Source organism: Shewanella violacea DSS12, assembly GCF_000091325.1.
Classification (GTDB): domain Bacteria; phylum Pseudomonadota; class Gammaproteobacteria; order Enterobacterales; family Shewanellaceae; genus Shewanella; species Shewanella violacea.
Genome location: NC_014012.1, coordinates 1,450,836 through 1,470,397, shown reverse-complemented (window position 1 = coordinate 1,470,397; position 19,562 = coordinate 1,450,836). Strand labels below are relative to the sequence as shown.

Annotated in this window: 15 protein-coding genes; 3 read left to right on the top strand and 12 right to left on the bottom strand. The window is 46.3% G+C overall.

The window, feature by feature from the left end:
* Positions 1–41: 41 nt before the first annotated feature.
* Entirely contained in the window at positions 42–566 is a 525-nt protein-coding gene (locus SVI_RS05875; RefSeq protein WP_041419733.1) for a GNAT family N-acetyltransferase, read from the bottom strand.
* Positions 567–1,598: 1,032 nt separating this feature from the next.
* Here SVI_RS05875 and SVI_RS05870 point away from each other — a divergent pair.
* The gene (locus tag SVI_RS05870) at positions 1,599–3,308 is read left to right on the top strand and encodes a proline--tRNA ligase (protein ID WP_013050538.1); all 1,710 of its coding nucleotides are present in this window, start codon (positions 1,599–1,601) and stop codon (positions 3,306–3,308) included.
* Positions 3,309–3,480: 172 nt separating this feature from the next.
* Entirely contained in the window at positions 3,481–4,620 is a 1,140-nt protein-coding gene (locus SVI_RS05865) for a patatin-like phospholipase family protein (protein WP_013050537.1), read from the top strand.
* Between the two features lie 73 nt (positions 4,621–4,693).
* Here SVI_RS05865 and SVI_RS05860 read toward each other — a convergent pair whose 3' ends face one another.
* The 3 genes from SVI_RS05860 to SVI_RS05850 form a co-directional block, all read right to left on the bottom strand.
* A complete protein-coding gene (locus SVI_RS05860) occupies positions 4,694–5,191 on the bottom strand; it encodes a C40 family peptidase (RefSeq protein WP_083779889.1) in 498 nt (165 codons plus the stop codon).
* Positions 5,192–5,325: 134 nt separating this feature from the next.
* A complete protein-coding gene (locus tag SVI_RS05855) occupies positions 5,326–6,030 on the bottom strand; it encodes an SGNH/GDSL hydrolase family protein (RefSeq protein WP_013050535.1) in 705 nt (234 codons plus the stop codon).
* An 82-nt stretch (positions 6,031–6,112) separates the two neighbouring features.
* Positions 6,113–8,062 carry a monovalent cation:proton antiporter family protein gene (locus SVI_RS05850; RefSeq protein ID WP_013050534.1) on the bottom strand — a complete coding sequence of 650 codons (1,950 nt, stop codon included), beginning with the start codon at positions 8,060–8,062 and terminating at the stop codon, positions 6,113–6,115.
* A 184-nt stretch (positions 8,063–8,246) separates the two neighbouring features.
* Here SVI_RS05850 and dgcS point away from each other — a divergent pair, with 184 nt between their 5' ends.
* Positions 8,247–9,128 (top strand): diguanylate cyclase DgcS, encoded by an 882-nt coding sequence (gene dgcS / locus SVI_RS05845; protein WP_041420232.1) that lies wholly within the window; start codon positions 8,247–8,249, stop codon positions 9,126–9,128.
* 660 nt (positions 9,129–9,788) lie between these two features.
* On the opposite strand, the gene tilS is transcribed toward dgcS, so the two are convergent.
* The 8 genes from tilS to SVI_RS05805 form a co-directional block, all read right to left on the bottom strand.
* The gene (gene tilS / locus SVI_RS05840; RefSeq protein ID WP_013050531.1) at positions 9,789–11,192 is read right to left on the bottom strand and encodes a tRNA lysidine(34) synthetase TilS; all 1,404 of its coding nucleotides are present in this window, start codon (positions 11,190–11,192) and stop codon (positions 9,789–9,791) included.
* Positions 11,193–14,666 carry a DNA polymerase III subunit alpha gene (gene dnaE / locus SVI_RS05835; protein ID WP_013050530.1) on the bottom strand — a complete coding sequence of 1,158 codons (3,474 nt, stop codon included), beginning with the start codon at positions 14,664–14,666 and terminating at the stop codon, positions 11,193–11,195.
* A gap of 121 nt (positions 14,667–14,787) precedes the next feature.
* Positions 14,788–15,444 carry a ribonuclease HII gene (gene rnhB, locus SVI_RS05830; RefSeq protein ID WP_013050529.1) on the bottom strand — a complete coding sequence of 219 codons (657 nt, stop codon included), beginning with the start codon at positions 15,442–15,444 and terminating at the stop codon, positions 14,788–14,790.
* Between the two features lie 41 nt (positions 15,445–15,485).
* A complete protein-coding gene (gene lpxB, locus SVI_RS05825; protein WP_013050528.1) occupies positions 15,486–16,631 on the bottom strand; it encodes a lipid-A-disaccharide synthase in 1,146 nt (381 codons plus the stop codon).
* Between the two features lie 74 nt (positions 16,632–16,705).
* Positions 16,706–17,473: an acyl-ACP--UDP-N-acetylglucosamine O-acyltransferase gene (gene lpxA, locus SVI_RS05820; protein ID WP_013050527.1), complete on the bottom strand. Its 768-nt coding sequence runs from the start codon at positions 17,471–17,473 to the stop codon at positions 16,706–16,708.
* Positions 17,470–17,928 (bottom strand): 3-hydroxyacyl-ACP dehydratase FabZ, encoded by a 459-nt coding sequence (gene fabZ / locus SVI_RS05815; protein WP_013050526.1) that lies wholly within the window; start codon positions 17,926–17,928, stop codon positions 17,470–17,472. The genes lpxA and fabZ overlap by 4 nt, the downstream gene beginning before the upstream one ends.
* 28 nt (positions 17,929–17,956) lie before the next feature.
* A complete protein-coding gene (gene lpxD / locus SVI_RS05810) occupies positions 17,957–18,982 on the bottom strand; it encodes a UDP-3-O-(3-hydroxymyristoyl)glucosamine N-acyltransferase (protein WP_013050525.1) in 1,026 nt (341 codons plus the stop codon).
* Positions 18,983–19,001: 19 nt separating this feature from the next.
* Positions 19,002–19,496: an OmpH family outer membrane protein gene (locus tag SVI_RS05805; protein ID WP_041420231.1), complete on the bottom strand. Its 495-nt coding sequence runs from the start codon at positions 19,494–19,496 to the stop codon at positions 19,002–19,004.
* Positions 19,497–19,562 lie beyond the last annotated feature (66 nt).

Here is a 19,562-nt window from a genome sequence, read left to right as displayed (position 1 = left end):
TGACACAGGCAGCATGCCTGATGGCACTGATAGCACTTATTTTATGGGCATTTGAGCTCATATGTCTCCACTTTAGACAGCAAGCCGTCTCGGCTCTCCCTATCGATACAAGCCAACAGCTTCATACCGTTTTTGGCCATGACTCTTCCAGAAGCTGGGTTACTTGCTAAATGCTCGGCATTGAGGAGAGTGATGCCTAGCTTACCAAAAGAAAAATCTATCAGCGCAGCAACAGCTTCTGAGCAGTAGCCGCTTCCCCAGAAAGGCACGCCAAACCAATAGCCGAGTTCGGCTTTTCTTCCGCTAATTTGCACCAGACTTACCGTGCCCAATAATCGACCAGTATCTTTCCCCGTGACGGCATAAATTAATCCAGAGCCTTCCAACCACCTTGGAGCATGGCTTGATATCCAGCCTCTAGCCATATCTAAGGTATAAGGATATGGAATATTCAGGGTTGGGCCTGAAACCTTAGGGTCTCCAGCCAAATGGGCAACTTGCTCGGCATCAGATGATTTAAACGGACGTAAGATGAGTCTCTCAGTTTCCAACACTATTTGTTCCATAACTAACCTCACTACTTAATCCTGATGATTTACCAATAGCGTAATAAACCTAATCGCCTGTAATACCAATCGGTATAAGCTAGCCTATGGCGAGAAAATATAAAATACTCATAGCAATTAAAGTCAAACTATCTTGTAGCCCAACGAGTGCAGATACGGCTGCGAGCTTCCAAAACAAGGCCAAAAATGTTCCATGCATTTTTCGGCAAAGCCCACAGGGTATCCTTACCTAAAAGCCAGTTCAGCATCCTGCTTCTCAAAATAAAGAGTGCACATCATCCCCAACAAAGCTAAATCGAAGAAGCTGATTTATAGGTATAAATGAGCACGAGGTCTTCGATTTCAGGGATGAAATCGCAGAGCGCCCAGGGAAGGGTTCACAGCGTGCCGAGAGATTATTTGCACATATGCTCACCGCAGGTGATAGATAACAATGAAGCTAAAAGTTATCACCACACAACCAAATACCAAACCAGCCAAATGAAACCACAACAAAAATGTCATCCAGCTTCATTCGAAGCCAGTTCACTTTGGGGCAGAAACGAGTTACAAACTAGAATTTAAGCGACTTACAAAACTCAAATCGAAGAGAAGATAAACGGCTGTGGCTGCGAGCTTCCAAAACAAGGCCAAAAATGTTCCATGCATTTTTCGGCTAAGCCCACAGGATATCCTTACCTAAAAGCCAGTTTAGCATCCTGCTTCTCAAAATAAAGAGTGCACATAATCCCCAACAAAGCTAAATCGAAGAATCTGATTTATAGGTGTAAATGAGCACGAGGTCTTCGATTTCAGGGATGAAATCGCAGAGCGCCCAGGGAGGGGTTCACAGCGTGCCGAGAGATTATTTGCACATAAGCTCACCGCAGGTGATAGATAACAATGAAGCTAAAAACTCCAAACACACATATCAATACCCACAATCCAAACGAAATGTAATAGCCCTTCATTAGAAGGGCCAATTACTTGGTAGACAGAAACCCCACAGATGATAAAATGTCGACCTATTTATTTCTGAACTGGATATCGGTAATGCGCGTAAGCAAGTACCTGCTTTCAACACAAAAAGAGACCCCTGCAGATGCAGAGGTGGTCAGTCATCAATTAATGTTACGTGCGGGCATGGTTCGCCGTAACGCTTCTGGGCTATACAGCTGGTTACCAACGGGACTTAGAGTTCTACGTAAGGTAGAGGCTATCGTCCGCGAAGAGATGAACAAGGCAGGTGCAGTAGAGATCTTAATGCCTATGGTTCAGCCGGCAGACCTTTGGATTGAGACGGGTCGTTGGGAAAAATTTGGCCCCGAGCTGCTGCGCTTCCAAGATCGTCACAACCGTGACTTCGTATTGGGCCCGACCCACGAAGAAGTCATCACCGACATCATACGTAAAGAGATCAACTCCTATAAGCAGCTACCTCTGACCCTATATCAGATCCAGACCAAGTTCCGTGATGAGGTTCGTCCTCGCTTCGGTGTGATGCGTTCTCGTGAATTCTTGATGAAAGATGCCTACTCTTTCCATCTTGATCAAGAGTCTATGGATGTCACTTACGATGCTATGTTCCAGGCTTATAACAACATATTCGAGCGTATGGGCCTGTCTTTCCGCCCAGTTTTAGCTGACACAGGCTCTATCGGTGGCAGCATGTCTCATGAGTTCCACGTCTTGGCCGATAGCGGTGAAGATTTGATTGCTTACTCTACCGAGAGCGATTACGCCGCGAATATCGAAAAAGCAGAAGCACCTATGCCTACGGATACTCGTGGAGCAGCGACCCAAGAGATGACTCTGGTCGATACGCCTAATGCTAAGACAATAGCTGAACTCGTCGAGCAACACGATATTGCCATCGAGAAGACAGTGAAGACCTTGATAGTTAAGGGCGCAACTGAAGAAGCACCTTTAGTAGCTATCGTGGTTCGTGGCGACCATGATCTCAACGAAGTTAAGGCTGAGAAGATTGAAGCCGTACTGGCTCCATTTGAATTTGCCGATGAAGCCGATATCCGCAAGGCGATTGGTACAGGACCTGGTTCTATTGGCCCTGTTGGCCTGAATATTCCTGTGTATATCGATCACAGCGTTAATGTGATGAGTGATTTTGGCGCCGGTGCTAACCAAGACAACAAGCATTATTTCGGTATCAACTGGGAGCGCGATCTGCCTCAGGCGGAAGCTGCCGATCTGCGTAACATCATCGAAGGTGAGCCAAGCCCTTGTGGCAAAGGCACTATCGCCCTGCTTCGCGGTATCGAAGTGGGTCATATCTTCCAGCTAGGGACTAACTACTCTGAATCTATGCATGCCAATGTACTGGATCAAAATGGTAAGTCTAAGACCCTTCTTATGGGTTGTTATGGTGTGGGTGTGAGCCGTATAGTGGCTGCAGCAATTGAGCAGAACCATGACGATCGCGGCATCATCTGGCCAAAAGCCATTGCGCCGTTCACCGTAGGTATCTTGCCGATGAACATGCATAAGTCTCATCGTGTTAAAGATATTGCCGAGAAGCTGTATCAAGATCTGAATGATGCGGGCATCGAAGTCTTGTTTGACGATCGTAAAGAGCGTCCAGGCGTGATGTTTGCCGACATGGAACTTGTGGGTCTGCCACATGTTGTCGTTATCGGCGATCGCAATATCGATAATGGCGTGTTCGAATATAAGAACCGCCGCACTGGAGAGAAGCAGGAGATCCCATTCGATCAACTGCTCGACTTCCTTAAATCTGCAGAGTAATAGCCAGCAATTAAACCGCTAGCTTGACTTATTATCGACACCAGACGCGCACTCCATCGGAGGGCGCGTTTTTTTATGGACGGTTCTTAGAAACCTGTCGAGTAATTATAATCCATTAATCTGCTTGATTTTATTCCACATTAGAGTCTTTAATTAAAGCAGTGACTCATTAATGGAGAATCATTTGCCAGAAAAAATAGCGATTGTGCTCGGCGGCGGCGGCGCGAGGGCGGCATATCAGGTAGGTGTGCTCAAGGCCATAGTACAATTTTACCCGCGTAATCACGGTATCCCCTTCAAGATAATCTGCGGCACCTCAGCCGGGGCCATCAATGGCACCTCTATCGCCACCCATGCATCATGCTTTCATCTGGGGGTGCGAAAACTCGAATGGGTATGGCGTAATTTCCGCACCGATAAAATATATAAGTCTTCGGCCAGGGGGATTCTGGGACACTTGTGTAAGATGCTTCTTATGAGCCTGCAAGATGACAGGATCAACACCAATGCGGGCAGCCTGTTTAACAGCGACCCTCTACGAGACATGCTCAATCAGCTTATTAATTTCGTTCGCATCGACAGAAATATAGCCAGCGGTGCCCTAAGCGCCTTGAGCATAGACGTCTCTTGTTATAACACATCTAGATCGGTCACCTTCTTCCAGGGGAGTCATGATATTGCAGACTGGCATAGGGACAGGCGTAGTGGCCAACGCACTCAGCTCAACACAGACCATCTGCTCGCCAGTTCGGCTATCCCACTTATCTTTCCATCGATTAAGCTCAACCAGGGCTATTACGGCGACGGTTCAGTGCATCAACTCGCGCCCTTGAGCAGCCCAATTCATCTTGGGGCCAAAAAAATCTTGGTGATAAACTTAGAGAGCCCCCACAAGCAGCAGCCCCAGGAGTTAGCCCATCATCCTAAGGCAGCGACGATTACCGGTCATCTGCTCGATACCATCTTCTCAGATACGTTAAATAGTGATTTAGAGCGTTTAGAGAGGATCAACGCCACACTCGAGTTGATCCCTAAGGAGAAGAGAGAGTCGCTGCCCCTGACCAAGATAGAAACTTTAGTCATCAAGCCGAGTGAAGACTTGAGCCAGCTGGCATCCTATTACTATAAGGAAATGCCCATGGCAGTAAAAGCTATGCTCAGGCCTATCGGCATAAAACAAGATACCGACTCGAGTATTGTCTCCTACCTACTATTCGAACAGTCCTACTGCAGCGCCCTTATTGACTTAGGTTATCAAGATGCCATGTGTCAGATAGATGAGCTTCGTGACTTTTTTGAGATAAGCCAATAAGGGTTATTCATTGCAACTAGAGGTATTTAAGACATATCTAAGAGATAGCTGTCATAGCGCTACCCAGCATAAATTAATTAAGGCCAGGCATACTAATCACAGCCAAGAATCGCTTTGGGTAACCACTTTTGTAGTAGTCAGTCTCTGTCACACCAAAATGTTTTTTCGAAGAGGAGCTATGTAAGAAGGTTAACGTGTGCTCACCCACCCCTGTGATGATCCCCGCATGGCCAGGTTTTTTTATCCTAGGGTTGGTACCGGTAAACACGATCAAGTCTCCCACCTTAGCCTGCTTGATGGAGACCTTATGACCAAATAGCTTTGGATACTGGCTGGTTGTTCGAGGGATAGCGATGGAATAATGATTATAAACATATTGTAGATAACCAGAACAATCGAATCCTTTCGGTGAAGCTCCGCCCCACTGATAAGTCACGCCTTTAAATTGCCTGGCAAACTCTATGATATCCGACTGCACTCGGCTGTTCTTTGCGGCATATACATTCGATATACCCGAGAACAATGTGAGTACTAATAAAGAGATACAAACCCATGATATTTTGAAACGCATGCTAGACCTTAGACTGGTGATAAAATGATGATGATCACGAAAGCCTGCATGATAAATAGTCTAATTAAAATTGCAATTTTTTAAGCCCAAATAGCGATACACCACACATATTAAGCATCTTTCATTTGCGCCTTTTATGGGGTGCGCCTATGGATAATATCGGCAGCCACATCTCCCCACAGCTTATATATCTTAGTCCCGGGATGAAAACCATCACAAGCCATATCAGATACACTTGGAGCCAAAGGTATATTGATAAGCTCACAGTGCGTGTCATCAGAGATAAGAGTGGCAAGTTTACGATTGAACTCCTTAGCCCTTTGACCCAAGAACCAACTCAGAGGTTGAGGAAATGCAGGGAAGGCCCCCATAGGAGGCACACTGGTAAGTAGAATATGTTTAACTAAAAATTTGGATTTCAATAATTTGACCAATTGTAATTGCTGCCCCTGCCATCCCCAAGAGCTTAATGGACTCAGCAGGTCATTGACGCCTAAGGAGATCAACACCACATCATATTCTGTTGCCGGTAGCGACTCGAGTATGGTGATCAAATCTAAAGTTTTATAACCTGACTTCGCCAAGAGGCTCCAGTCGAGCCGAAACCGTTTCGACAATATATTGGTTAAACGACCACAGAGCGCCTCATCTTGAGTCTCAACCCCAACCCCGGCAGCCGCCGAATCGCCAATAACCAGCAGCCTTAATGGTGTGCCGTCGCCGAGACAACCACTGCGCCCACCGGATGCTTCTGGCAGTACTTGAGTCACATTTCGTACATGGCGCCCCTGTATAAAGAACAAGGGAGCCAGCAGTACCAAGATGAAATAGTGAAACATGAAAGCTTCTCCGGTTTAATCACGCTTTAAGATGCAAGAGCACTTGGCCTGAGACACTAAAAGCTGCCACATTCTTTTCAATTTAGCCTTGCAGTAGATAAATTTCGGCTTTCTCGATCCGTCTGGGCTTACCCAGAAGAATCAAGGTATCCCCTGAGCGTATGCTCCAATCGAGTGCTGGACTCTCTACTTCAGCCCCGTTGCGCCTCACAGCCCTGAGTTCTACTCTGAGCTTCTCCCAAGGAATTTCAGCCAGAGTCATACCTATAGCATTGGCCCCCTTAGGCAGAGCCACTGCGTGAAGGTGCTCTAGGGTGAAGTCAGTCTCGGAGCCAGAGAAGAAGCCATGAAGATACTTGTAATGGTTACGACGCTCATACTCTAAACGCTTCAATATGCGAGTAAGCGGCACGCCGCACTGATATAAGACCTGAGAGACCAACATTAAGCTGCCCTCTAATGTTTCTGGGATAACCTGACTGGCCCCCGCTTTTTCGAGCTCTTCCATGCCAGAGTCGTCGCGGGTGCGCACTAAAATTTTAGCCTCGGGTGCCAGTTGACGACAAAGAGGCAACACCTCTTCCAGGATTCGGCTGCTGCTGAAGGTCAATACGATTAACTTAGCCTCCCTGATTTTGGCCTGTTTGAGTATGCTCCTTTTACACACATCGCCAAAATACACAGGTTCACCGGCCTTACGCGCTTCAGATACTCGAGTCGGATCTAAGTCGAGCACTAAGAAGGGCACAGCCTCTGTCTTCATAAAGCGGGCGATTGTCTGTCCAACTCGGCCATAACCTAAGATCAATACCAGATCATTTTGATGCTCAATTTTGGGTTCTATGGCTAAGCTTGTCTCTCCCTTAGACTTAATCCCCTGCAGCCTGCGAGCGATATCAAGACTATGGCGCACCAGCCAGGGGGCTATGGCCATAGATAATACCGCCACCATAACCAGTTTAGTACTGAGCTCAATATCAAGCAGTTCATAGTTCACTGCCAGTGCCAGAACCACAAAACTAAATTCACCCACCTGAGCCAGACTCAAAGCCGTAGCGACCGAGATCCTAAATGACTCTTTCGCCAGCCTGAGTAAGGCAAATACCACTAGGGCTTTACCCAGTATCACGGCGATCAAAATAATTAAAATTTGCCACCAGAACTGGAGTACCAAGGAGAAATCGATCAACATGCCGATAGAGATGAAGAACAAGCCCATCAAGAGGTCCCTAAAAGGACGAATATCAGCTTCTAACTGCCGCTTATATTGGCTTTCTCCTAACAACATACCCGCCATAAATGCGCCTAGGGCCATAGATAAGCCAAGCCATTGGGTTAATGCACCTGTCAGTAAGGCCACCACTAGCGTCGATAGCATAAACAGTTCATTTGATCGTGAGCGAGCCACCTCATCGAATAATCTGGGTAAGCCCCACTTACCGAACGCCATCAGGGCGATAAAGGCTAATACCCCTTCAGCCAGAGCATAACCTATCCCTTGTAGCGATAAGGTCTCACCGCCAGAAGCGAGTAGAGGCAGCAAGATTAACAAGGGAACAACTGCTAGGTCTTGAAATAACAGCACACTGACAGACAACTCACCATGGCGGCGCCTGAGCCAACCTTGCTCGTTGAGTAGCTTAAGCACTATGGCAGTCGACGAGAGCGCAATTGCCGAGCCCACAACCAATGACTCCACCAGGCTCAGGGAACTGAGTAAGGAAATACTGCCAGCCAACAAGGTAGTCACCACAACTTGAGCACTACCGAGTCCAAATACCGTACGTCTCATGGCCCAGAGTCTTGGCAGTGAGAACTCTAAGCCCAGACTAAACATCAGCAAGACGACACCTAGCTCCGCCACCGATTGCATCTGATGCTGGCTAAACCAATTGAAACCTGAAGGACCACTGATCACCCCAGTAACCAGATACGCCAAAATAGCGGGTAAGCCTACCCGCTTAAGTAAGGCTATTGAGATGATAGCGATGACAAGCATCGACAGAACCTGGATAAGAAAACTGTGTTCCATTCTAAATTCAAACTCCGAGTCAAAAAACTGGCATGGGTTTTATTTCACTAATACTGAAAGATTAACTGAATGACAAATAAAGACAAATTTAATTAACATTATTTTAGGCATGGTTTTTGCTAGTAATATTACATGAGCGAGGTGAATTAACCTCAGCAGTACAGGTATTGATGGAGCACTCATGATGAACTTAGGACTAGCGGCAGACTTTTATTCTGATGAAACAAGATATCTGCCTGAATTACTCGACTCTCAGAGTCGGGAGCCAGATCTGGTACAGATCATTCAGCAGCTACATGAAAGTTTAGATCCTAGGACAGTCTTTGCCTGTTTCGGCAAGATCATGGGTCAACACTTGCCTATCCTTGGTATAAAGTTGAGATATAACAAATACCAGTTTACTTGGGGCCGACACCAAGGGCTTTCCATCAAGCAGCAATTGGTACACCAAGGTAATACCGCGCAGCTCGAATACAGCTTAGCCGCTCCTTTGCTGCCTTCACAAGCAAAACAATTACAATTACTGCAAACCTTAGTGATATTACCCTTGTTTAATGCCACTCAATTTCAAGAAATGTCGCAACAGGCAATGTATGACTCACTCACTAGACTGGGCAATCGTCATTACTATATAGAGAGTCTTAAGAAAGCCATTGCAACATCGACGCGACACGATAATCCATTGTCGATTGTGATTTTAGATCTGGATAATTTTAAGATGCTAAATGATGTACACGGACATCATTTTGGCGACACTGTACTTTCAGAGTTTGGCCAGCTGCTCACTAAAGCCATCCGAAATACAGATCAGGCATTTCGTGTGGGTGGTGATGAATTTGTTGTCGTGGTTCGCGGCGATCTGGCAGCTGCCGAAATTTTATGTAGGCGAGTATTGCAAGCCATGTCTGGATTGCCACTGTTTGAGAAACATCAAGTGCAAGCCAGCCTAGGTTTCTCCCAATGGAAGAGTGATGAAACTGCCTGTTCATTGTATGAGAGAGCCGATAAAGCGCTATATAGAGCGAAAGCTGCCGGCCGAAGATGTTATAGAGCTGACTTGAGTTAATTCTGTAATGAAACAGATGTAGAACCCTTAACCAATAAATAACTGAACAGAGCGAAAGCCGCTGGCCGAAGATGTTATAGAGCTGACTTGAGTTAATGCTGTAATGAAACAGATGTAGAACCCTTAACCAATAAATAACTGAACAGAGCGAAAGCTGCCGGCCGAAGATGTTATAGAGCTGACTTGAGTTAATTCTGTAATGAAACAGATGTAGAACCCTTAACCAACAAATAACTGAACAGAGCTAAAGCTGCCGGCCGAAGATGTTATAGAGCTGACTTGAGTTAATTCGATAATGAAACAGATGTAGAACCCTTAGCCAATAAATAACTGCACAGAGCTAAAGCCGCTGGCCGAAGATGTTATAGAGCTGACTTGAGTTAATTCTGTAATGAAACAGACGTAGAACCCTTAGCCAATAAATAACTGAACAGAGCGAAAGCCGCCGGCCGAAGATGTTATAGAGCTGACTTGAGTTAATTCTGTAATGAAACAGATGTAGAACCCTTAGCCAATAAATAACTGAACAGAGCTAGAGCTAAAGCCACTGGCCCTAAATGTTATAGAGCCGACTTGAGTTAATTCGATAATGAAAAAGATGCGGAATGCTTAAGCCAATAATGAAGCTAGACTTAGCTAATACCATTGGTAATGTATGTATTAAACCTGATGTGAAGTGAACACGAGTCCAAGTTCATCTTGTTCACACAAGAATCTGGTTTCTATCCAATAACCCACGACGCACACCAGTTGCTCGTCGTAAAAAATACAGGGCACTCTTTCTCTTTCCCATGGGGGAATACCATACTCCTGCCATAATTTTTTCAGCTCTCTAGCTTTGGCCCTATTCACAGGATGACATCGGGTACTTCCCTTCACCGAAAAACGTATGCTAACAAGCTGGGTACTATCAGGAAGACGCACTCTATCTGAACTGTTCTGCTTAGTTATCGAAAGCCTTTTATGCTTTGATAGGGAGAGACTAACCTCTGCACCTTGATCTAATAAACTGCTGCCATCGACCTCAATACATTTGTGAAGCGGTAACTCACATTTTTCATCTATTACCGATCCAAGATAAGCACGCCCCTGATAGCGCCTAATCAACAAGTCTCCCAGTCTAAGTTCGACCTTGGCATCTTGTCTTGCCGTCAGTAATTGAGACAATGATTGGGCTAATTGAGTCTGGGATGGTGGAGCAAAACCAAGCTGCTCTATAAATCCTCTGAAGAGCAATGATTGCCAGTTGTCACTCTGCAACCCGAGAAGCCCTAAGTCGAGTGAATAACGCCCCTGACTGAATGAGATAAAAGCGGGTAAGCGTTCACTCACCTCATCATCGATAACTGCTTGCTGCTGAGCGCATAACAATGCACTACGACTCGCAGTGGTCGCTATGGCGCCCCAACGGGCTTTGAGTCTTGGGATGATCTCTAAGCGTAAAAAGTTTCGGTCATACTTGTCATCACTATTACTTTCATCGTTAATGTGAACAAGTCCAACAGCGCTGGCTTTCGCCTCAATCTGCTCACGACTAATAGATAAAAGAGGTCTAATTAGTTGCTTATCTTTGCCAAATACCTGAGAACTTCCCATAGCCGATAGCCCTTTGGGGCCTAGGCCTCGCTTTAATGCCAGTAGCACAGTTTCGAGCTGATCATCCAGGTGGTGTGCGGTCAATAAGGCATCTCCAGGTGCCATCTGAGATTTAATCGCATTATAACGTGCGTTTCTCGCTTCGGCCTCGACGCTCTTACGCGGACCTGTATCCACCACCACGCGTTTGATGCTGATAGGGAGTCCATAAACAGTGGCTCTAGACTCACAATGACCAACCCAAGCATCGGCATTATCACTCAAGCCATGATGAACGTGAACCAGCAAGTAACGGTACTCATGGTGCTGACGAGCAAACTCAGACAAGCCTAGTGCTAACAGCTCGGAATCAACGCCGCCACTGTAAGCTAGGACTAACTTAGCCCCGGGCTTAATCCCTGAGGACTCAACACTATCAGCAATTAAATTGGCGACATCTAAGTCGTTTTTTATCCTATCTAGGGACATTTAGAACAAGATCCTCACCTTGCCAGCTCCGGTTAAGGTTTCCAGCGCCAGCATGAGCTCATCTGTCGGATTCACTCTCCAGTTATCCCCTAGCTTAAGCTGCGCCTTAGCCTGTGGTTGGGCATAATTGACTATGATGGGTACTGAGCCCTTTTTCCACGGCTCCACCACTTGCTTGAAACTATCTAACCAAGTTTCATCAATTGAGTCACTGTCGATATCAACCTCTAGGGCACTGGCGAAATGATTACGCGCCTCTCCCATATCTATGATGTTTCGGGCAGTCATACGATTGCCACCGGAGAAATCATCGAAACTGACCTCACCTTCGATAATCAAGATGCGATCTTTTTCCAGTAGGTGGTTAAACTTCTCAAATGCCTCGGTAAATAGCATCACCTCCAGGCGAGCACTCTTATCGTCCAGAGTCACTAGCCCCATCTTAGACCCACGCTTGGTCATCATCACTCGCGTCGCAATAACCAGGCCGGCGGCTTTCATTGTCTTGCCACGCTCTGTTGGATGTACATCCTTGAGTCGACCCGATGTGTAATGCTTCAGCTCTTTGAGATACTGATTTATCGGGTGACCTGTGAGGTAAAGACCTAAGGTTTCACGCTCCCCCTCAAGCCAGATCTTATCGGGCCAAGGAGTACACTGCACAAATTGTTGCTTGATATCTTCGGTATCGCTATTGAGCAAACCAAACATATCATGCTGGCCGATGGCCTCAGCCTTGGCATTTTGATCCGCGGCGCGTACGGCTGCGGGTAAAGTCGCCATCATGGCGGCGCGATGAGGCCCTAAGCTATCCAAGGCTCCGGCGCAGATAAGTTTTTCCATGATGCGCTTATTTAACTTTTTAAGGTCTACCCGCGCACAGAAATCGAACAGATCTTTGAAAGGACCATCCTTACGCGCGGCCAGTATCGACTCAACTGGGCCATCACCCACTCCCTTGATGGCGCCGATACCGTAGACAATCTTGCCCTCTTCATCGACATTGAATTTTAGCAAACCCTTGTTAACATCCGGTGGCAACAGAGGTTGACCCATACGTTCACATTCATCCACCAAGATGACTATCTTATCGGTATTATCCATATCGGCAGACATTACCGCCGCCATAAACTCGGCCGGATAATGGGTCTTTAGCCAGAGTGTCTGATAGGAAACCAGTGCATAGGCTGCCGAGTGAGACTTGTTAAATCCGTAACCGGCAAATTTCTCCACCAGATCGAAAATTTTCATCGACAGTTCGCCGTCGATACCATTATTGATGGCGCCCTCTTCGAAGGTACCACGCTGCTTGGCCATCTCTTCGGGTTTCTTCTTACCCATGGCTCGACGCAGCATATCCGCGCCACCAAGTGAGTAGCCCGCGAGCACCTGGGCTATCTGCATCACCTGCTCTTGATAGAGAATAATGCCGTAGGTGGGTTCGAGTACCCACTTGAGAGACTCATGTTGATACTCGGCATCGGGAAAAGAGACTTCTTCTCGACCGTGCTTACGTTCAATAAAGTTATCTACCATGCCGGACTGAAGTGGACCCGGACGGAACAAGGCCACCAGAGCAATCATATCTTCGAAGCTATCCGGTTGCAGACGCTTGATCAAATCTTTCATACCACGAGATTCCAACTGGAATACCGCCGTAGTCTCGTAACGCTGTAGCAGCTTGAAACTCTTTTTATCATCCAGGGGTATCGACTCGATACGCACAGGCTCTTTACCCAACGCCTTACGTTTGGGATTGATCATCTGCAATGCCCAGTCGATGATGGTCAAGGTTCTCAGTCCCAAGAAGTCAAACTTGACCAGGCCCGCAGTCTCAACATCATTCTTATCGAATTGAGTAACCGGGTTTTTCCCTTCGGAGTCACAGTAGATGGGAGCAAAATCGGTAATTTTGGTCGGCGATATCACCACGCCCCCCGCATGCTTACCCGCGTTACGCGTGACACCTTCTAATATTCGACACATGTCGATAAGATCTTTTACTTCCTCATCACCATCGTAAGACTCCTGTAGAGCAGGCTCTACTTCGAAGGCTTTAGCCAGAGTCATACCAGGCTCGGCTGGCACCATCTTAGAGATACGGTCAACAAAGCCATAGGGATGGCCCAATACTCGGCCCACATCTCGTATAACGGCCTTAGCAGCCATGGTACCGAAGGTGATGATCTGAGAAACAGCATCACGGCCATAGAGCTCGGCTACATGGTCGATAACTTCATCTCGTCTGTCCATGCAGAAATCGATATCGAAATCCGGCATAGAAACACGTTCTGGGTTGAGGAAACGCTCGAACAGGAGTTCATATTCCAGCGGGTCGAGATCGGTGATCTTGAGGGCATAGGCCACTAAGGACCCTGCTCCAGATCCACGACCCGGACCGATTGGAATATCCTGATCTTTTCCCCACTGAATAAATTCCATCACGATGAGAAAGTAGCCAGGGAAGCCCATCTGGTTAATCACCTTAAGTTCTATATCCAGACGTTCATCGTATGCAGGACGCTTCTGTGCCCTGACCTCTGGATCGGGAAATAGAAATTCTAAGCGATTCTCCAAGCCATCTTCCGACACCTTCACCAGGAAATCTTCGATGCTTAGTTCACCCGTTGGGAAGTTAGGCAGAAAATACTCACCCAAACGCACTGTCACACTACAGCGCTTGGCTATCTCTACTGTGTTGGCAATGGCTTCGGGAATGTCTTCAAACAGCGCACACATCTCTTCGCTGCTCTTAAAATACTGTTGATCACTGTATTTCTTCGGACGACGTGGGTCGGCTAAAGTGAAACCGTCTGAAATAGCGACACGGATCTCATGGGCATCGAAGAATTCTGGACTATTAAACACCACCTGATTGGTTGCCACCACAGGCAAACCTTTCTCTTGTGCCAGCTCCACAGCCAGATGAAGATAAGTCTCCTCATCGGGTCGGCCAGTACGTAAAAGTTCCAGATAGTAACGATCGGGAAAATGAGTCTGATAAAATTCGACTAATGAATCGACTTGCGGCTTATTACCCTTTAACAGCGCCCTACCGACATCTCCATGACGTCCGCCCGAGAGTAGTAGTAATCCATTACTGTATTTAATCAGCCACTCTTGATCGATAACAGCCCTATCGTTTATATGACCCCTCAGGTAAGCGTCACTGATTAATAAAGTTAAATTCAAATATCCGTCATTATCCATGGCTATCACAGTGACCGAACATAAATCTTTATCGAACCCGGGAACTCTTACCCAAAAATCGGCACCTATGATGGGCTTAACACCCGCACCATGGCAGGCACCATAAAATTTAACTAGCCCACATAGGTTGGTCTGATCGGTTAACGCGACTGCTGGCATGCCAAGTTCTGTCACCTTAGCTAAGATAGGCTTCACTTTGGCCAGGCCATCAGACATGGAATAATCGCTGTGAACGCGTAGATGCACAAAACTGGGATCAGACATATTTTTGAGTACTTACATTAGTAAAAAAATTAGTAAAAAAGGGAAGGTGAAAGCCTGAGAAAGATTAACAGACTCAAACAAACCAAGCCAGAGTGATTGGTTAGAGCAGCAAAATGTGTTCCTAGATACTAGTTTCCAGTTCCTTTGCTAACCTTTCTCTCACTGGGCGGAAGCTTTTTCTATGTTCTGCTAGCACACCATGTTGCTCTAAGGCTTGAAAATGGGCCTTAGTTGGATAGCCTTTATGTTTGGCGAATCCATATTGAGGATGTTCCATATCGAGCAATTCCATCTCTCTGTCACGGATAACCTTAGCTATGATTGAGGCCGCACTGATACCAGCAATCAGACCATCGCCTTTCACTATTGCATGAGCCTCTATGGCAAGTTCTGTGTTGTCGCCATGATGAAAAATGGGGGTCCGGTTGCCATCGACTAACACTTTCACAGGTTTAATCTCTAACCCGGCAACAGCCCTTTGCATGGCTAACATGGTGGCATGCAAAATATTAAGCTCATCAATCTCTTCCGGCGAAGCATGACCCACACTAATAGACAAAGCCTTCTCATGGATCTCGGTGAACAGAGCCTCACGTTTCTTCTCGCTCAACTTCTTAGAATCATTAAGCCCTAGGATAGGATTGTTAGGATCCAAAATCACCGCAGCTGTCACTACATTGCCAACCAAGGGCCCACGACCAACCTCGTCGACACCGGCGTATAATCCCACAGCCAAACTGTCAATCTGCTCGGGAGTAATACCTTTAAATATTGCCATGCTTAATACCTGTTAACTGAGAGCTAAAACTGAAAAATACACTAATGAGAGATGAGCTTAACCACAGCTTCTGCGGCGCGAGCGCTGGCATTACACCTCAACTGTGTATGGAGTTCGAGAAATTTATTCTTAAGTGGAGTGAAATCCCCGTCCAATGTTTCAGACACCGCGGCTGCAATCAGCTCAGGAGTACAGTCTTCTTGAATGAGCTCAGTCACCAAATCCTCTCCGGCAAGCAGGTTAGGTAGAGAAAACTTGTCAATCAGCATCAAGGACTTGGCAATGCGATAAGTGATAGGGCTAACACGATAAGCGACAACCATGGGCCTTTTGACTAGCATGGCTTCCAGCGTTGCAGTCCCCGACGCCAACAAGATACAGTCACTGGCGGCCATCACCTCTCTCGAGTGTCCTTCCAGGATATGGATTTCAAGATCTGGGGCATATGTTTTAAGCGCCTCTTCAAACTGAGCTCGACGCTTAGCATTCACAACCGGTGTCACGAAACGAATGTCCGGATATTGCTGCTTGATTAGCTTAGCCGCACGAACGAAAGGCTCGGCTAACTGTTTAAGCTCGCCGCCACGAGAACCGGGTAAAACAGCCAGATACTCGGCATTAAGATCTAAGCCCAAGGCCCTGCGAGCCTCAAGTTTATCACTAATAAGTGGAATATCATCCGCTAAGGTGTGGCCCACGAATGTACACGGCACTTGATGTTTATCGTAAAACGCTTTTTCAAAAGGCAATAATGACAACACCATATCCGTCGCCTTGGCAATTTTGAAAATGCGTTTCGGTCGCCAAGCCCATACCGAAGGGCTGACATAATGCACCGTCTTTATGCCCCGCTGCTTTAGCTTAAGTTCGAGACCGATATTAAAATCTGGCGCATCTATGCCGATGAAACAATCGGGGCTAATAGCACAAATTTCATCAATCAAAGTTTTGCGAACTTTCAATAATCTAGGCAGACGAGACAGGACTTCAACTATGCCCATCACGGCAAGTTCTTCATAGGAGAACATAGATTCAAAGCCCAAGGCTTCCATACGAGGTCCACCAATACCGATAAATCGTGCATTGGGATAGCATTCTTGTAGCGCCTTGATTAAACCAGCACCTAAAATATCACCGGAGATCTCTCCAGCAACCATAGCAAATATCATCTGTTTGTTGTCGCTCATAGGATGGGGATCTTAAAATAGTAACGAATGGGGAATAGTGAGCCCGTAGTAATACGGGCTCTGGTCAGGCAGGTCTAGCGGATGATGCCACGATTGGAATTAGAGACAAAATCAATCATAAATTTAACTTGTTCATCATCAGACTCTGCCGATAACGCAGTGATAGCCTCATCGACTGTCAAACCTTTACGGTAGAGTGTCTTATAAGCCCGTCTAACCGCTATCTGGCTCTCTTTCGAGAAACCACGGCGTTTCATGCCTTCGCTGTTCAATCCACGAGGTATACCAGGTTGACCCGATGCCATCACGAAAGGTGGCACGTCTTGCAGGATCAATGAGTAACCTGCAGTAAACGCATGAGCACCAATGCGAACAAATTGATGAACACCTGTGAGGCCACCTAATATGGCCCAATCACCAACATGTACATGACCAGCAATAGAAGCGTTATTAGACATGATCACATTGTCACCGACTACACAATCGTGGGCAATATGCACATAAGCCATGAATAAGTTGTTTGACCCTATACGAGTCTCGCCCTTATCTTGAGTCGTGCCTCTATGTATGGTCACAGATTCACGAACGACGTTATTATCGCCCATGATGAGTCGCGTTGCTTCACCTGCATACTTCTTGTCTTGGCAATCTTCACCGACTGATGCAAATTGAAAGATCTTATTACCTTTGCCTATGACTGTTGGGCCTTTGACAACGACATGAGAGCTTAACCAACAATCATCACCAATTTCTACATCGGCACCGATATAGGTCCAGGGACCTATGGTGACATTATTACCAATTTTGGCATCAGGATGTACAAACGCTAATTTATCTATCACTTTTTAATCTCTCTACGAGCACACATGATTTGTGCCGAGCATACTAGCTCACCATCAACTCGAACTTCACCAGTAAACACCCCGATCCCGCGGCGTTCTTTAACTAACTTAACTTCAAAGTGTAGCTGATCACCAGGTTCAACCACACGCTTAAAACGCGCCTTATCTATGCCGGCGAAGTAATAAAGAGACTCCTCTGCCGCAGCTTCCATAGATTTATAAGCCAGCAGACCAGTTGCTTGGGCCATGGCTTCTAAGATCAAAACACCAGGCATCACAGGCTGAACCGGGAAGTGTCCCTGAAAGAAAGGTTCATTGATTGTGACGTTCTTTATCGCGTGGAGAGACTCACCAGGAGTATAGTCCAAAACCCGATCGATCAATAAGAATGGATATCTATGGGGAAGAGAATTCATTATCTCTTTGATATCCATGGTATTTAATTCATTTGACACACATTTTCCTTAGGCTGCCGCTCGGCAGTTAATTTTCTGTTTGACTCGATTTTTCAAGCTTTTTAACGCGTTGAAAAAGCTCATCTAACTGTCTAAATCTTACGGTATTCCTGCGCCATAACTTATTATTCATGGCAACAGTTGTGGATGTGTACACACCTGGCTCACGGATAATGCTGGTGACATTAGTGCCACCTGAGATATGAGTACCATCAACGATGCTGATATGACCCGCAACGGCACTATTTCCACCTATGATGCAGTACTTACCGATGTGTGTGCTGCCCGCAATCGTTGAGTTGCCAGCAATAGCCGTGTTTTCACCGATTATATCGTTATGGGCTATCTGTACCTGATTATCCAGTATCACACCGTCATGTATCTGAGTATGCTCGATAGCACCACGATCCACCGTAGTACTGGCACCGATCTCGACTCGATTGCCAATACGAACGCCGCCTGTTTGGGGGATCTTAATCCAGATTCCACGCTCATTGGCGTAACCGAAGCCATCGGCTCCAATGACAGCAGCCGAATGTATAATGCAATCTTGCCCAAGGTGTACATCATGATACAGGGTGACATTCGCCCAGAGGCGAGTGCCTGAACCTATGATACAGTCTTGACCAATGACACAACCTGGGCCGATTTGAACGTTTTCTGAAAGAATAACGTTTTCACCGATCACCACATTAGCGCCTATGGCAACTCCTTCGGCTAGCTTAGCCGAAGTAGGAATGACCGCAGAGTCATGTATGCCAATGGCTGCTTTGGGTGTGGTATCCAGCAGCTGTGCAACACGAGCAAAGCCTACATAGGGATCGGTTAAAACCAGAGCATTACCGGTAAAACCTTCGAGCTCTTGAGGAGAAATAAGCACGGCGCTAGCCTGAGTCTTCTCCAACTGAGCTCGATATTTAGCATTAGCTAAAAAAGTAAGCTGACCTTGGGCCGCATTCTCCAGGGTTGCGACACTGGATATCTCCAGTGCCTCATCGCCTTGAATCTCAGCGCCTAATATTAAAGCCAGCTGTTTAAGGGTATAGCTTTTCATTGATGATTAGCCTTTACCATTAACCTTTGCTAAGTGCTTTAACTACTTTTGCACTGATATCAGATGTTGGTTTAACATAGATAACTGCACCGCGCTGAAGCACTAGGTCATAGTTCTCTTTCAATGCAATAGCATTGATTGCCTTCTGAACTTTAGCCAATAATTTATTCTGCTCTTCACCTTGGCGACGACGCATATCTTCGTCTAAAGCCTTGCCCTTTAGCTGGAGTTTAGATTTGATCGACTCCATCTTACGTACCATTTCAGTTTTCTGAGACTTGCTCATCAAGGCACCATCACGTTGCTGCTTCTCAAGCATGCCACGAAGCTCTTCCTGCATTTTTTGCACGTTGGCAACACGATCACCAAATTCGGCCTTCAGAGTCTTACTAACTTGCTCTCGCTGAGGTAATTGTTGAAAAACTGACTGCATATCAACTACTGCAATCTTCTCAGCATGTGCCGCAATAGGTGCAGCAATAAGAACCAATACTGTCATTGCGCGATTAAAAATCTTTTTCACTATAAACTCCATTATCAGCAAAGCTTGCCGATTTATCTGTATATTAACTATTTTAAG